The 14,002-nt window shown below is 67.4% G+C and carries 16 protein-coding genes; 1 reads left to right on the top strand and 15 read right to left on the bottom strand.

Going from position 1 to position 14,002, the window contains the following annotated elements; all coding sequences use genetic code 11:
- Positions 1–19: 19 nt before the first annotated feature.
- From flgK to flgB, 10 genes are read right to left on the bottom strand one after another with little or no spacing between them, the layout of a single operon-like run.
- The gene (gene flgK / locus ABKS89_RS01350) at positions 20–1,387 is read right to left on the bottom strand and encodes a flagellar hook-associated protein FlgK (protein WP_138213234.1); all 1,368 of its coding nucleotides are present in this window, start codon (positions 1,385–1,387) and stop codon (positions 20–22) included.
- Positions 1,384–2,424 carry a lytic transglycosylase domain-containing protein gene (locus ABKS89_RS01345; protein WP_348588636.1) on the bottom strand — a complete coding sequence of 347 codons (1,041 nt, stop codon included), beginning with the start codon at positions 2,422–2,424 and terminating at the stop codon, positions 1,384–1,386. Before ABKS89_RS01345 ends, flgK begins: the two co-directional genes overlap by 4 nt.
- Positions 2,424–3,527: a flagellar basal body P-ring protein FlgI gene (locus ABKS89_RS01340; RefSeq protein ID WP_171039375.1), complete on the bottom strand. Its 1,104-nt coding sequence runs from the start codon at positions 3,525–3,527 to the stop codon at positions 2,424–2,426. Before ABKS89_RS01340 ends, ABKS89_RS01345 begins: the two co-directional genes overlap by 1 nt.
- Positions 3,528–3,542: 15 nt before the next feature.
- Entirely contained in the window at positions 3,543–4,205 is a 663-nt protein-coding gene (gene flgH / locus ABKS89_RS01335) for a flagellar basal body L-ring protein FlgH (protein WP_138213236.1), read from the bottom strand.
- Positions 4,206–4,207: 2 nt separating this feature from the next.
- Complete coding sequence (flgG, locus tag ABKS89_RS01330) at positions 4,208–4,993, bottom strand: flagellar basal-body rod protein FlgG (RefSeq protein ID WP_081518763.1); 786 nt, start codon at positions 4,991–4,993, stop codon at positions 4,208–4,210.
- Between the two features lie 27 nt (positions 4,994–5,020).
- Positions 5,021–5,749 (bottom strand): flagellar basal-body rod protein FlgF, encoded by a 729-nt coding sequence (locus ABKS89_RS01325; protein WP_348588637.1) that lies wholly within the window; start codon positions 5,747–5,749, stop codon positions 5,021–5,023.
- Between the two features lie 9 nt (positions 5,750–5,758).
- Positions 5,759–6,946, bottom strand: coding sequence for a flagellar hook protein FlgE (gene flgE, locus ABKS89_RS01320; protein WP_138213238.1), 1,188 nt, complete (start codon positions 6,944–6,946; stop codon positions 5,759–5,761).
- Positions 6,947–6,982: 36 nt separating this feature from the next.
- Positions 6,983–7,651, bottom strand: a complete 669-nt coding sequence (locus tag ABKS89_RS01315) for a flagellar hook capping FlgD N-terminal domain-containing protein (protein ID WP_348588638.1) — start codon at positions 7,649–7,651, stop codon at positions 6,983–6,985.
- Complete coding sequence (flgC, locus tag ABKS89_RS01310; protein ID WP_045213291.1) at positions 7,651–8,079, bottom strand: flagellar basal body rod protein FlgC; 429 nt, start codon at positions 8,077–8,079, stop codon at positions 7,651–7,653. The genes ABKS89_RS01315 and flgC overlap by 1 nt, the downstream gene beginning before the upstream one ends.
- A gap of 4 nt (positions 8,080–8,083) precedes the next feature.
- Positions 8,084–8,449: a flagellar basal body rod protein FlgB gene (gene flgB / locus ABKS89_RS01305; protein WP_138213240.1), complete on the bottom strand. Its 366-nt coding sequence runs from the start codon at positions 8,447–8,449 to the stop codon at positions 8,084–8,086.
- An 86-nt stretch (positions 8,450–8,535) separates the two neighbouring features.
- Between flgB and flgA the strand changes: the two genes are divergently transcribed.
- Positions 8,536–9,333 (top strand): flagellar basal body P-ring formation chaperone FlgA, encoded by a 798-nt coding sequence (flgA, locus tag ABKS89_RS01300; RefSeq protein WP_348588639.1) that lies wholly within the window; start codon positions 8,536–8,538, stop codon positions 9,331–9,333.
- A gap of 62 nt (positions 9,334–9,395) precedes the next feature.
- On the opposite strand, the gene ABKS89_RS01295 is transcribed toward flgA, so the two are convergent.
- The 5 genes from ABKS89_RS01295 to ABKS89_RS01275 all read right to left on the bottom strand — a co-directional run bounded on the left by ABKS89_RS01295 (position 9,396) and on the right by ABKS89_RS01275 (position 13,996).
- Positions 9,396–10,457, bottom strand: coding sequence for an ATP-grasp domain-containing protein (locus tag ABKS89_RS01295; RefSeq protein ID WP_348588640.1), 1,062 nt, complete (start codon positions 10,455–10,457; stop codon positions 9,396–9,398).
- A gap of 187 nt (positions 10,458–10,644) precedes the next feature.
- Positions 10,645–11,574 (bottom strand): phosphatidate cytidylyltransferase, encoded by a 930-nt coding sequence (locus ABKS89_RS01290; RefSeq protein ID WP_138213243.1) that lies wholly within the window; start codon positions 11,572–11,574, stop codon positions 10,645–10,647.
- Position 11,575: 1 nt separating this feature from the next.
- Positions 11,576–12,205, bottom strand: coding sequence for a lysophospholipid acyltransferase family protein (locus ABKS89_RS01285; RefSeq protein ID WP_138213244.1), 630 nt, complete (start codon positions 12,203–12,205; stop codon positions 11,576–11,578).
- A 14-nt stretch (positions 12,206–12,219) separates the two neighbouring features.
- Positions 12,220–12,666, bottom strand: coding sequence for a hypothetical protein (locus ABKS89_RS01280; protein ID WP_138213245.1), 447 nt, complete (start codon positions 12,664–12,666; stop codon positions 12,220–12,222).
- The gene (locus tag ABKS89_RS01275; protein ID WP_348588877.1) at positions 12,656–13,996 is read right to left on the bottom strand and encodes a phosphatase PAP2/dual specificity phosphatase family protein; all 1,341 of its coding nucleotides are present in this window, start codon (positions 13,994–13,996) and stop codon (positions 12,656–12,658) included. The genes ABKS89_RS01280 and ABKS89_RS01275 overlap by 11 nt, the downstream gene beginning before the upstream one ends.
- Between the last annotated feature and the right edge of the window lie 6 nt (positions 13,997–14,002).

The raw sequence follows: 14,002 nt of genomic DNA, 5'->3' as shown, positions 1-14,002 counted from the left end.
CTTTCCTTCGCAATGGCCCTTAGAAGGCCGCGAGCATCGAGTCGAACAGCTCCTTGGCGGTGCTGATGACTTTCATGTTGGCCTGGTAGGCCTGCTGGTAGGTGATCAGGTTGACCGCCTCTTCATCCAGGCTCACCGCGCTGACGCTGTCGCGCTGGGCCTGCGCCTGGGTGGCCACGGTGGTGGCGGTCTTCTGGTCGGCCTGGTTCTGCCGGCTGGCGCTGGCGACCTTGCCGAGCAGGCCGGCGAAGGCGTCGTTGAGGGTCACCTGGCTGCCGTCGATGGTGATCGACTGGCCCTTGAGATCGAGCAGCGCCAGCAGGTTCACGTTGTTGCCGGACTCGCCCGCGGTATCCGACAGCGCCAGCTCCTCAGGCTTGAGGTCGTTCACGCTGAGCATCGCCGTGGTGCTGCCGGCGTTGTAGGTGAGCAGCGCCTGGCCGGCGTTGCCGTTGAGGTCGAAGCCATTGGCCAGGGTGTCGTTGACCATCTGCGCGAATTGCCCGGCCATCTCGTGCAGGGCGATCTGGTTCGGCCGCAGGGTGTCGTACTCGGTGTCGTACAGCGCACCGAGGGAGCCACCCATGCCGTCCTGGGCCAGCGGGAAGCTGGTGCCGGCGAAGGTCAGGGCGATTTCCTGCTCGCCCGTGGAGGTACGGCTGATCGCCAGCTGGCCGGCGGAGTTGCCGGCCACCAGTGGCTGACCGTTGGCGAGGGAGACGGTGAGCGAGCCGTCGGCCACTTCGTTGACGCGGATCGAGGCGTATTTGGAGAGGTCCTGCACCAGGCTCTCGCGGTGGTCGCGCAGCGCGGTGGTGTCGCCGCCGGAAGAGCCGACTTCGACGATCTGCTTGTTCAGCGCGGCGAGGTTGGCGGTCAGGCCGTTGATCTCGCCGACCATGGAGCCACGCTGCTCCTGCAGGGCGCGCAGCTGGCTGTCGATGTTGCCGGACAGGCCATTGAAGCGCTGGGCGAGGTTCTTGGTCTCGTTGACGATCTGCTGGCGCAGGGCGACCGAGCCGGGAGTGGCGGTGGCTTCGCTGAGCGCGGCGAAGAAGTTGTCCAGGCCGACGCTGATGCTCGAGCCTTCGCCGCCCATCAGGCCTTCCAGCGCGGACAGGTACTGCTGGCCGCTGTCGTAGTAGCTCTGCTCGGTGGTGGCGCGCCACAGCTGCTGGTTCTGGAAGTCGTTGGCCATGCGCCGGATGCTGGTCACCGTCACGCCGCCGCCGACGTTCAGGCCACCCTCGCCGGCCAGCGAGGCGAGCACCGGGCTCAGCCGGCTGAAACCGGGGGTGTTGGCGTTGGCGACGTTCTGGCCGGAGGTGGCCAGGGCGATCTGCGCCGCGCGCAGGCCGCTGTAGCCGATCTGGCTCAACATACTCAAGAGGCATTCTCCTTCGACTCGAGGCGGATCGGCTGGGCAAACGCCGCCGAGGCCGGTCGGGAAACAAATTCGGGCTGTTGTCCCTGATAGGCGACGGAATCCGCGTGGCGCTTAAATCCTTCCTGCGGCGCGTGCTTCAGTCCGCTCTCCGGCGACAGGCCGCTGCCGGGAAGCTGCGCCGGCGCCTGGGCCTCGCGCACGCGACGGAGCACGCCGAGCGTGTAATCGCGGGTTTCATCAAAGGGGATGCTGCGCACCCAGTCGGCCATGCCGATCTGTCCGCTGCGCGGGTCGCCGTTGCTCTTCAGCCACTCATCCACCTTGCCGGGGCCGGCGTTGTACGCGGCCAGGGCGAGCACGTGCTGGCCGTCGTAGCGATCGAGCATCTTGCCCAGGTAGGCGCTGCCCAGAGCCTTGTTGTAGGCCGGGTCGCTGGTCAGGCGCTGCTCGTCGTAGGGCAGGCCGAGTTCGCCGGCGACTTCGCGGGCGGTGTCGGGCATCAGTTGCATCAGGCCGCGCGCGCCCTTGGGCGAGACGGCGGCGGCGTTGCCGCCGGACTCCTGGCCGATCACGCTGTCCACCAGGGTGCGGAAGCCCGCCGTGCCCTGCTGCCAGGCGTGGGCGAGACGGTCCACGCCACGCTGCCAGGTGTCTACCAGCGGGTTGCGGCTGGACACCGACGGCCGGCGCAGCGCCTCGCCGCCGTCGGCCAGCGCCACAGGTTCGGCGGTGGCGGCAGGCTCGGCGGAGAGCTGGCGCACCAGCAGGTCGGCAATGCCGGTCTGCTTGCGCGAGGCCAGGTGCTCGGCCAGCGCTTCATCGTAGAAGTCGCGCATGGTGTCGAGGTCGCGGCTGCGCAGCGGGCTGCCGGCGGAAAGCACGTCGCCGGCCTTGCGCATCTGCTTGAGGATCTGCTGCAGGAACATCGCCTCGAACTGTTCGGAGGCCGCCTGCAACTGCTCGCGGCGGACCTGCTCGGGCGACTCGCCGGGCTGGCCAGCGGGCACGATGGGTCGATTGAGCGAGGTGATGCTCATCAGATCACCACCAGCTCGGCGTTCAGCGCGCCGGCCTGTTCCAGCGCCTGGAGAATGCTCATCACGTCATCCGGCGTGGCGCCCAGGCTGTTCACCGTGTTGATGATGCTTTCCAGGCTGGTGCCCTCGGGCCATTTGAACATCGGCTTCTTGTCCTGGCTGACCGAAACGTCCGACTGCGGGGTGACCGCCGTGGTGCCGTTGGAGAAGGGCCCCGGCTGGCTGACCTGGGGGTTCTCGCTGATGGTCACGGTGAGCGAGCCGTGGGCGACCGCGGCGGCTTTCACACGCACGCCCTGGCCGACCACCACGGTGCCGGTGCGGCTGTTGAACACCACCTTGGGCCGGGTGCGGCCTTCCTGCACTTCCATGCCTTCGAGCATGGCCATGAAGCTGGTGCGCTGGGCCAGGCTGACCGGCGCGCGGACGGACACCTTGGTGCCGTCCAGCGCGGTGGCGGTGCCGGAGCCGAAGCGTTCGTTGACCGCGTTCATCACCTGGTTGGCGGTCTGGAAGCTCGGCTTGCGCACGTTGAGCATCACGTCCGGGCGCTGGGCGAAGTCGCTGGGAATCATCCGTTCGATGGTCGCGCCGTTTGCGATCAGGCCGCTGTTGGCGCTGTTGATCGACACGCTGGAGCCGCTCTGCCCCTGCGCGTGCAGGCCGCCGACCACCAGGTTGCCCTGGGCCAGCGCATAGACTTCGCCGTCCACGCCCTGCAGCGGCGTCATCAGCAGCAGGCCGCCGCGCAGGCTCTTGGCGTCGCCCAGCGAGGACACGGTGACGTCGATGGTCTGCCCGGCGCTGTAGGACGGCGGCACGCTGGCAGTGACGCTCACCGCGGCGACGTTCTTCAGTTTCGGGTCGACGTTCGGCGGCAGGTTCACGCCGAACTGCTTGAGCATGTTGGCCACCGACTGGTTGGTGAACTTCACCTGGTTCTTGTCGCCGGTGCCGTCGAGGCCGACGACGAGGCCGTAGCCGATCAGCTGGTTCTCGCGCACGCCTTCGATGTCCACCAGGTCGAGCAGCGGAATGGCCAGCGCCTCGGCCTGCCAGGACAGACACAGCAGCGCCAGCAGGCGGGAAAGATGTCTACGCATGGAGTGCTCGCCTGCTTACATCGGGAACAGCGGATGGGTGAAGAAGCGCGTCAGCCAGCCGGCCGAGTTGCTGTCGTTGAGCACGCCGCGCCCGGCGTAGGAAATCTTGGCGTTGGCGACGTTCTGCGAGGACACCTGGTTGGAGCGGTTGATGTCGTCGATGCGCACCAGCCCGGTGAGGCGGATGAACTCGTCGCCCTGGTTCAGGCGCAGGGATTTCTCACCCTTCACCAGCAACACGCCGCCGGGCAGCACCTTGTGCACGGTCACCGCGATGGAACCGGAGAGGGTGTTCTGCTGCGAGCTTTTCGCCGAGCCGGTGAAGTCGCGGTTGGCCGTGGCGGACGTTTCGAGGCCGCCGTAGTCCTTGGTCAGGATGGTCGGCACCGGCACGTCCAGGCTGGACTGCTTGCCGAAGCTGGTGCCCGCGCTCTTGCTCGACTGGGTGGACTCGCTGAGCACCACGGTGACGATGTCGCCGACGCCGATGGCGCGCTTGTCGCGCAGCAGCGAGCCACCGTAGCCGGAACGGAACAGGCCGCCGCTGGTGGTCGGCGGCTGGCTGTAGTCCAGCTCCGGGGGCTGGTAGGTCGAGGAATCCTCGTCCGGCAGCATCTCGTCGAAGCTCTGGCATCCGGCGAGCAGTGCCAGGGCGAGCAGCAGGGCAAGGCGCGTCATGGTCAGACCGTCTGGTTGAGGAACTGCTGCATGCCCGACGCAGCGTCGAGCACCTTGGCGTTGGCCTCGTAGGCGCGCTGGATGGCGATCATGTTCACCATCGCTTCCACCACCTGCACGTTGGAGCCTTCCAGCACGCCCTGCTTGAGATTGCCCAGACCTTCTTCGCCCGGCGTGCCTTCCTGCGGCTCGCCGCTGGCGGCGGTTTCCTTGTAGAGGTTGCCGCCGAGGGCTTCCAGGCCCGCCGGATTGGTGAAGCTGACCAGGGTGATCTGGCCCAGCTCGGTGGGCAGGGTCTCGCCCGGCAGCACAGCGGTGACGATGCCGTCGCTGCCTACGGTGAAGCGGCTGGCGCCGGCCGGCACCTCGATGTTCGGCGTCAGCGGCAGGCCCTGGGCGTTGACCACGATGCCTTCGTTGTTCAGCTGCAGCTGGCCGTTCTCGGTGTAGTAGGTGTCGCCGTTGGGCGCCTCGACCTGGAAGAAGCCGCTGCCGACGATGGCCAGGTCCATGGGCTGGCCGGTGGTCTGCATGCTGCCTTCGGTGAACACCTTCTGCGTGCCGACGACGCGCACGCCGCTGCCCAGCTGGATGCCCGAGGGCACGGTGTTGACCTGGTCAGCCTGGGCGCCGGGTTGCAGCTGCACCTGGTAGAACAGGTCCTCGAAGACCGCGCGGTCGCTCTTGAAGCCGACGGTGTTGACGTTGGCCAGGTTGTTGGCCACGGTGGACATCGCGGTGTCCTGGGCTGCCAGGCCGGTCTTGCTGACCCAAAGTGCCGAACTCATGTTGTGCTCCTGTCTGCGCGCCGCGCGTTAGCCGCCACGGATCATGCGGTCGCCGGCCTCGGCAAGATCCGAGGCGGCCTTCATCATCTTCACCTGGGTCTCGAACCGGCGGTTCAGGCTCATGGTCCCCACCAGCTGGTCGATGGCCGAGACGTTGCTCTGCTCCAGGTGCCCGGAGACCAGGCGCACGTCCTCGCTGGCGGCGACGTTCTGGCTGTCCTTGCTCACCAGCAGGCCCTGGGCGTTCTTCACCAGGGAGGCAGCCGGCGCGTCCACCAGCTTCAGGCGGTCGACGTCGGTCATCATGAAATCGCCGCGCGGCATCACCGAAATGGTGCCGTCGCTGCCGATGGCGATGGCGTCGTACTCGGGCAAGGTGATCGGACCGCCCTCGCCGAGCACGGCGCGGCCGTTGATCATGAGCTGGCGGTCGGCGTCGATCTCGAGGTTGCCCTGGCGCGTGTACGCCTCGCCGTTGCCGCTCTGCACGGCGAGCAGCCCGGCGCCCTGGATCGCGACGTCGAGGTCGCGCCCAGTGGCCATCAGGGTGCCGGCGCTCATGTCCACGCCGCTGCTCTCGATGCGTGCGAGGTGGCGGCTGTCATAGCCGGCGCCGCTCACGTCGACGGCGGTGGCGTGTTCCAGGTCAGCGCGAAAGCCGGGGGTGTTGACGTTGGCGAGGTTGTTCGCGCGCACGTCCAGCGCCGCCATGCTGCGGCTGGCGGCGGTCATTGCGGTGTAGCCGAGGCGATCCATGACGAGTCCTTAGATGGCCGAGAACAGGACCTGGGTGAGTTCCTTGTCGGTGGTCATCACCTTGGTGTTCGCCTGGTAGTTGCGCTGGCCTTCCATGAGGCCCACCAGTTGCTGGGTGATGTCGACGTTGGAGCCTTCCAGGTTGCCGGCCGACAGCGAGCCGAACTGGCCGATGCCGGGCACGCCGATCAGCGGGGCGCCGGAGGCGGAGGTCTCGGTCCAGGCAGTGCCGCTCTGGTTCTGCAGGCCGCCGCTGTTGATGAAGTTGGCCAGGGCGACCTGGCCCTGCAGCATGCGCTGGCCATTGCTGTAGTTGACGTAGACCTTGCCGTCGTTCTCCACCGCGATGCCGGTCTGCTCGCCGGCGGCGTAGCCGGTGGTGCGGTTGGTGGTGACGACGAAGTCCGAGCCGTACTGGCTGGTGCCGGTGTAGTCCAGCGAGATGTTCATCGGGTCGACGCCCGGCAGGGTGAAGCCCACCGGCACCGAAGCGATCGGCGAGGACAGCGAGCCGTCCGGGGCAAAGGTCAGCGACTGGGTGGCGCCGACGGCGTTGCCGTCCACCGCGTAGTGCGCGTCCCAGGTGTTGGTGCCGGTCAGCACGAAGTACTGGGTCAGGGTGTGTTCCTTGCCCTGGGAGTCGTAGATCTTGCTGGTGTAGGTGGAGTTGTAGGTCTCCACCTTCTGCGGGTCGAACGGCGAGACGGTCGGCACCGTCTCGTTGGAGTCGAGGTTGGCGACGAACTCCAGCTTGTCGGTGGCCTTGGCCGGCAGGTTGGCGGTCTTCACCTGCAGGTCGGAGACGGTGCCCACCAGCAGGTTGCCGGCGGCGTCGGTCGGGTAGCCCTGCAGGCGCTGGCCGGTGGCGTTGATCAGGTAGTTGGCGTTGTCCTGGCTGAACACGCCGGCGCGGGTGTACTGGGTGTCGCCGTTGCCGCTCTTGACCACGAAGAAGCCGCCGCCGGAGATGGCGAGGTCCAGTGCGCGGTTGGTCGACACCAGCGAACCGCCCTGGCTGATGCTCTGGGTGGTACCGGCGACTTCCACGCCCATGCCCTTGCCGTCGGCGTAGACGCTGCCGAACTCGGTGCGCGAGGACTTGAAGCCCACGGTGCCGGAGTTGGCGATGTTGTTGCTGATGGTGTCCAGCTGCTGGGTGACGGCGTTCAGGCCGGTCAGGGCGATGTTGAAGCTCATGGCGTTATCTCATCCTAAGAGGGGGGAAGCAGGCGCTCAGGCGGCCTGGCCCTGACTGAATTCGACGATCTTGTAGAAGGGCACCGAGCCTGCGCCTTCGACTTCCAGCACCGGGCCATCGGCGCTGACGCGGACGTTGTGCACCAGGCCGGACACCTCGATGCCCGGCGTCTCGCCGCTCTCGGTCTTGACCGCCAGGCTGTACTTGCCGGGCTTCAGGCCAAGCGCCTGCGGGTCCACGGTGAAGGGCACGGCACCGGCTTCCTGCGGGCCGAGGGTGATGTCGGTACGCACGCCGTTGGCGTCGGTGAGCTGCAGCACGGTGGTGGCCGAGGCGTGCTCCAGGGTGATCTGCCCGCTGACCTTGTCGCCGTCCAGCTGCAGGCTGTCGGCGCTGACCTTCACTTCCTGGCCGACCAGGCCGGCGGCGGTGAGGGTCTGCAGGTTGTCCATCAGCACCAGGTTGTTCTGCTGCAGGGTGGTCATGTTCTGCATGCTCTTGACCTGCGCCATGGCCGAGTACTGGTTGATGAACTCGGTGCTGTCCACCGGCTTGGTCGGGTCCTGGTACTGCACCTGAGCGACCAGCAGGGTGATGAAGCTGTTCTCCATGTCGGCCATCTCGCCAAGGTTGACCGCCTGCTTGGGGGTGTCCGACGAGGTGCCGCTGGTAGCGGTGCTGGTGTCGTTGTTGACCGTGCTCATCAGGCGTCTCCCAGTTTCAGCAGGCTGGACTGCATGCTCTTCACGCGGTTGAGCACTTCCACGCCGGTCTCGAAGCTGCGGGTGGCGGACATCATGTCGGTCATCTCTTCGATCTCGTTGACGTCGGGGTAGTAGACGTAGCCGGTGGCATCGGCCAACGGGCTGCCGGGCTCGTAGCGGCGCTGCGGCGAGCGGCCGGAAGTCACCACATCGAGCACCTGCACGTGGGCGCCGCCCATGCCGGCGCCACGGGTCAGCTGGTCGTTCTCGTAGACGGCGGCGAACATCGGCTTGCGCGCCTGGTACACGGTGTCCGGGCTGTTGGCGGCGGAGTCGGCGTTGGCCAGGTTGCTCGCCACGGTGTTCAGGCGCACGGTCTGCGCGTTCATCGACGAGCCGGCGATGCGGTAGATGGAATCGAATGCCATGGCGTCAGCGTCCTTCGATGGCCTGCTTGAGGCCTCGGAATTTCATGGTCAGGAAGGTCAGGCTGGTCTGGAAATCCATCGCGTTGCGCGAGAACTCCGCCTGCTCGGTGGACAGCTCCACGCTGTTGCCGTCCTGGGAAGGCTGGTTGGGGATGCGGTACTTCAGGTCCGGGCGCGCGGCGCTGGTGCTCGCCAGCAGGACGCTGGGGCTGTCCTGGCGCTGCATCTCGGCGGCGAAGTCGATGTCCCGCGCCTTGAAGCCGGGGGTGTCTTCGTTGGCCAGGTTGGAGGCCAGGATTTCGCTGCGCTGCATGTGCAGCGAGAGGGCTCTCTCGTGGATACCCAGGGTCTCGTCAAACCGTATACTCATTCGCGCAACCCGCCCTCGTCGTTCGGCCATCTTTCGGTGTGCGCAGCGACAGAGCACAAAGCATGCCCATCCCGGAATATCGCTTCATGTCGTTGATTTACAAGGCTTTACGCGCGATACATAACAGCGCGTGCAACGCGGCTTTTCCGCTTTCGACGCGCCGCGCGACGGGATGCGGAAAGGCCCTTTCCGCCTGTTTCCTCCTGCTGCTTCCCGCCCTGGCACAAGCCCAGGATGCGCGCGCGCAACTCGACGCCGCCGCGCAGCAGCAGGTCGCCACCGAGCTGAAGGAAGCCGCGCGCAAGGCTGGCTGGAAAGGCATGACTTTCACGGTGAACAACAACCTGCCCAACAGCCTGAGCAAGCTCGCCGCCTGCCCCGGCGGCCCGCAACTGCGCGCACTCGAAGCGCCAGCTGCGGTCACCGCGCGACGGCGTTACGAAGCCTCCTGCGCGGGGCAATCCGGCTGGCCGGTGACCTTCATCAGCCAACCCACGGTGTACCTGCCGACCGTGGTCGCCAGCGGCGAGATCGAGCGCGGCCAGACACTGGACGCGGCGCAGCTCAAGCTCGCGCCGGTGGAACTGGGCAAGAGTTCGCGGGGCTACTTCACCGAGATCGCCGAGGTGGCCGGCAAGACGGCGCGCCGCCGCATCCGCGCCGACCAGCCGCTGACGCCGGCACTGCTCGATGGAGCAATGCTGGTGCGTCGCGGCCAGCAAGTGAAGATCGTCGCCAGCCAGGACGGCATCCAGGCCAGCGCCGTCGGCGAGGCGCTGGCCAACGGCAAGCAGGACGAAGTGATCCGCGTGAAGAATCTGCGCAGCCAGAAGATCATCGAGGCGAAGGTGACGGCATCAGGCGAGGTGAGCAGCATCTTCTGATGCTGCCCCCCGCTCACTACCGAACTCCCCTGCAGGAGCGCGATCGCGGGCATGGCCCGCTCCTACAGTGATGCGCTGCGGTCACCGCTGCCCAGCGAGCCCGGCAGCGCAACGATGGATTCGGGCGTAGCGGCCGGCGCGGCGAACGTGGTCACCTCCACCAGCCGGCGCGCGTGAATGCTCGGCGCCGGCAGCACCGGCGCATCCAGCGGCGCCTCGCGGAAGCAGCGCAGGTGGTTGGCGACCATGTCGTAGCCCGACAGGTGGCTGAAGGCGATCCCGCCGGAGAAGCGCGGGTTGACGTCCATCAGCAGCGCCTCGCCGTCCTGCACGAGGAACTCCATGTTGATGCAGCCGTTCACGTCCAGCACGCGGGCGACCTGCCCGGCCATCTCGAGCAGCTGCGGATCGGCCAGCATGCGCACGGTCAGGCCCGCGCCAGTGGGCGTGCGCACCAGCTCCTGGCGCGCCATGGCCGCCCAGTCGCCGCTGCTCCGCTGGCGCACCACGTCCACCACGCAGACCTCACCCGGCAGCAGCGGCTGCACGATGTAGTCGCGGTCCGAGAAGCGCTTGCGCACGTAGTGCAGGAAGTCCGCATCGCGCACCTGCATCAGCCCTTCGCAATTGCGCCCGTCGCGCGGCTTGGCGATCAGCGGCAGGTCCAGCCCCGGTACGGGCAGGTCTTCCAGGCGCCAGGTGGGAATGGGGCGGATCAGCGGATCGTTGCGGAAGGCCTGGTGTACCAGCCACTTGTCGCGGGCGACGCGGATGGTCTCCAGCGGCTGCATGCACAGCGTGATGCCGCGTTCGGCGAACGCATCGTGGTGCAGCGCAAAGGCATCGACCTCCGGGTCGATCAGCGGCACCACGTGGGTCACCTGCTCGGCTTCGCAGATCCTGAGGATGCGCTCCACATACTCGGTTACATTTCTCGCCGCCGGAACCCGATGGAAGGTATCCAGCAAGGCCGAGGTGGTGCACCAGTCGCGGGGCTGGGTATTGGTCCCCACCACCCGCGCGCCCCAGTGCTCGCGCAACGATGAGATCACCGATTCGGCCGAGTACGAGCCGATGGCGGTGACCAGGCAGGTAAGCGGGAAACCACCCGCCGAGCCGTTCAAGACGCAGCCCCGCCGGTGACTTGCGGAAAGAGCACGTTCATTGCTTCATGGCCCCGTGAAGATTCGACTGCTTACACCCAAACACTCCGTTGCCGTACGACATTTCCGAGGGGATAGAGCAAGCGTAGCCGCGAACCGGCGCTCCGGCGGGGCTGCCCCGGAGCGCCTGGGGGATTTCCGACGGGGGTCAGGTCCACCAGTAGCGGACGAAATGGAAGAACACCGGTGCGGCGAAACACACCGAATCCAGGCGGTCGAGCATGCCGCCGTGGCCTTCGATCATGTGGCCCCAATCCTTCACTCCGCGGTCACGCTTGATCGCCGACATCACCAGCCCGCCGAAGAAGCCGAGGATGTTGATCATCAGGGCGATCAGCAGCGCCTGCCAGAAGCTGAAGGGCGTGATCCACCACAGTGCGCCGCCGATCAGCGTGGCCAGCGTCACGCCGCCGACGAAGCCTTCCAGGGTCTTGGACGGCGACAGGTTCGGCGCGATCTTGCGCTTGCCCATGAGCTTGCCGCAGACGTACTGCAACACATCGGACAGCTGCACGACGATCACCAGGAAGGCGATCAGCAGCAGGTTGCGCCCTTCGTAGCCGGCGATCTCCAGGGTCAGCAGCGCCGGCACGTAGGAGATGCAGAACACCGCCAGCATCAGCGCCCACTGCACCTTCGAGGCGCGCTCGAGGAAGTGCTTGGAGTCGCCGCCCAGCGAGGCAAGGATCGGCAGCAGCAGGAACACGTAGACCGGGATGAAGATGGAGAACAGCCCGTACCAGCCGATGCCGATCAGCAGGTACTGCATCGGCAACACGAAGTAGAACGCCGCCACCAGCGCCGGATAGTCGCTGCGCCGGGTCGGCATCAGGGTGAGGAATTCGCGCAGGGCGTAGAACGACACCCCGTAGAACAGCAGGATCACCGCCCAGTGGCCGAGGGCGAAGGCGCAGCCGATCACCGCGACCATCACCCACCAGGCGTTGATCCGCGCGTTGAGGTTGTCGATCACCGCGTGCGGTCCGGGCGGCGCTTTCCAGCGCAGCACCGCGCCGACCAGCGAGGCGAGGACGAGGATGGCGCCGATGCCACCGAAGAGCAGCCAGGTCTGGTTCATCTCAGCGACCCTCCGGCGCGGCGAGCTTGAGCAGCGCCTCGCGGGCGCGTTCGAGGAAGGCTTCCTTGGCCTCGCCCTCCTCCACCGCCAGCGGTGCGCCGAAGCTCAGGGTGCATAGCAGCGGCAACGGCAGCGCGCGGCCCTTGGGCATCACGCGGTTGAGGTTGTCCAGCCACACCGGCACCAGCTCCACCTGCGGATGGGCCCTGGACAGGTGGTAGATGCCACTCTTGAAGGGCAGCAGGCGTACTTCCTCGTCGAGGTTGCGGGTGCCTTCGGGGAAGAGGATCAGCGAGTCGCCGTCGGCCAGGGCGCGCTCCACCGGCTCCAGCGGGTTGCCGCCCTCGGCGCCGCGCGTGCGGTCGATCAGCACGCCATGGAACACGCGGTTGATGATGAAGCCACGCAGGCCGCCCTTGCCCCAGTAGTCCATGCCCGCCACCGGCCGCGTGCGTGAGCGCAGATCCGGCGGCAACGAGGCCCAGAGCAGGACGAAATCGCCATGGCTGCTGTGGTTGGCGTAGTAGATGCGCTGCGCCGGGATCGGCGTGGTGCCGATCCACAGGCTGCGCAGGCCGGTCACCGCACGGGCGCCGGCGATGATGGCGAAGGCGCAGAGTCGTTCCAGCATAGCGGGTACGTTCCTCAGGATTGGAAAGTCAGGGTGATCAGGCACAGCAGCGCAATGAGCCACTGCGCGGCACAGAGCTGCACCTGCCGGCGCAACAGGGCAAGCGCGCCACGGCTGCGCTCGCTCCAGGGGCGGCCGGCCTTGTCCGCCGGCACGCCGGCGTAGGTGGCCAGGGCGTCGTCCAGTTGCCGGGTTTTCTCCGGCAGCGCTTCGCCGGCGTTGGCCATGGCTTCGAACAGGTCGGCGTCCAGCGCCACGCGCATGGCATAGAACTTCTGCACCAGCCCGAGCAGCACCAGCAAGGCCATGCTCAGGCTGAACGCCAGGGTGGCGCTGGCCATCAGCACGCCGTAGAAGCCGAGCGCCAGCGCCAGCACGGTGAGTGCCGAGGACAGGCCATTGAGACTGCTGCCGCGGCGCAGCAGGCTGGCCACCAGGATCAGGGCCGGATCAACCGACATGACTCACCTCCTGTGACAGGTTCGGCTGGCCGGCGATCTGCGCCAGCACTGCCAGTTGTTCGGCCTTGAGCACCACCTGCGGACGCACGTGGCGAACCTGCGCGAGCGCATCCTCGAGTGTGGCCGCACGGCCGGATATCAGCAGCCACGCTGCCACCAGCGTGGCGCTGCGCGAGTAGCCCAGTGCACAGCAGACCAGCACCGGACCTTCGGCGTGCATTCGCTGGATCAGCTCCGCGCCTTGCCGGCACTGCTCGACGCTGGGCGCTACCAGGTCGAGCAGCGGCAGGCACTCGTAGCGACGGGTCAGCGCGGTGCAGGGCAACTCGGCGCACAGGTCGAGGATCGCCAGGCTTGGCAGATGGTGGGGCTGGTACCAGTCCGGCAGGCGGCCGAGCCAGAGGCCCGGCAGCACTTCGTCCGGCTGCGGATGGCGGCGCGTCCACCAGCGCGCGTTGAGCCACGCGCCCAGCCAGTAGGGCGCCAGCAGCCAGGAGACCGCCACCGAATGGCGACCGTCCAGGCGCTTCTGGAAGCCCACGGTGCCGATCCCCAGGTAGCAGAGCGCGACCAGCGCCAGGGATACCGCCGGCCAGCACAACCAGAGCCACAGGCCGCCGCCGGCCAGCGCCAGCACCAGGCAGAGCAGCGCCCCGCCGGCGTAGAGCGCCGCCAGTCGACGCCGCTGCGGGTCGCTGCTGAGGCTCCACGCCTGCAGCGGCGAGCGGACCTCCCGCGGCCACAGCCAGACGCAGAAGAAGCCCAGCAGCGCACCGGTCGGCACGTCGATGAAATGATGTTGCCAGGTGGTCAGCACCGACAGGCCGATCAGCGCGAACCAGCCGTGCAGCAGCCAGCGCCATGCGCCGCTGGCGTAACGACCGTAGGCGACCCAGAGGATCACCAGCAGGGCGATATGCAGCGAGGGCGCCTGGTTGAAGGGCTTGTCGAAGCCCATCAGCAGGTCGAACAGCACGCCGAAGACGCCCTCCAGCATCGGTCGTTCGAAGCTGAAGCGCAGCGGGAACAGCAGGAAACAGGTCACCGCGACAACCTGCGCGGTGAGCAGGCGCAGGGCGTGGCAGTCCAGCCCGCGCCGGGTACGCGGCAGCAGGAAGGACAGCCCGTACAGCAGGTCGATGGACCAGTACGGGATGATCGTCCAGGGCCACAGCGGCGTGCCTCGCTCCCAGTCGAACACCAGCACGCCGACCGAATCACGCTGCCCCGCCACCCAGTTGGCGAAGCCGTAGCTGAGGAAGAAGAACGGCCCGAGGAACAGCAGCCAGATCACCGCGCGCCGCAGGACGCCGGGATCGCGCGCCGGCATCGACGC

Origin of the sequence: Pseudomonas sp. LABIM340 (assembly GCF_040017195.2) — a bacterium.
Taxonomy (GTDB): Bacteria; Pseudomonadota; Gammaproteobacteria; order Pseudomonadales; family Pseudomonadaceae; genus Pseudomonas.
Note: the sequence above shows the minus strand (reverse complement) of the source record. Positions and strands in the feature narration are given on the sequence as shown.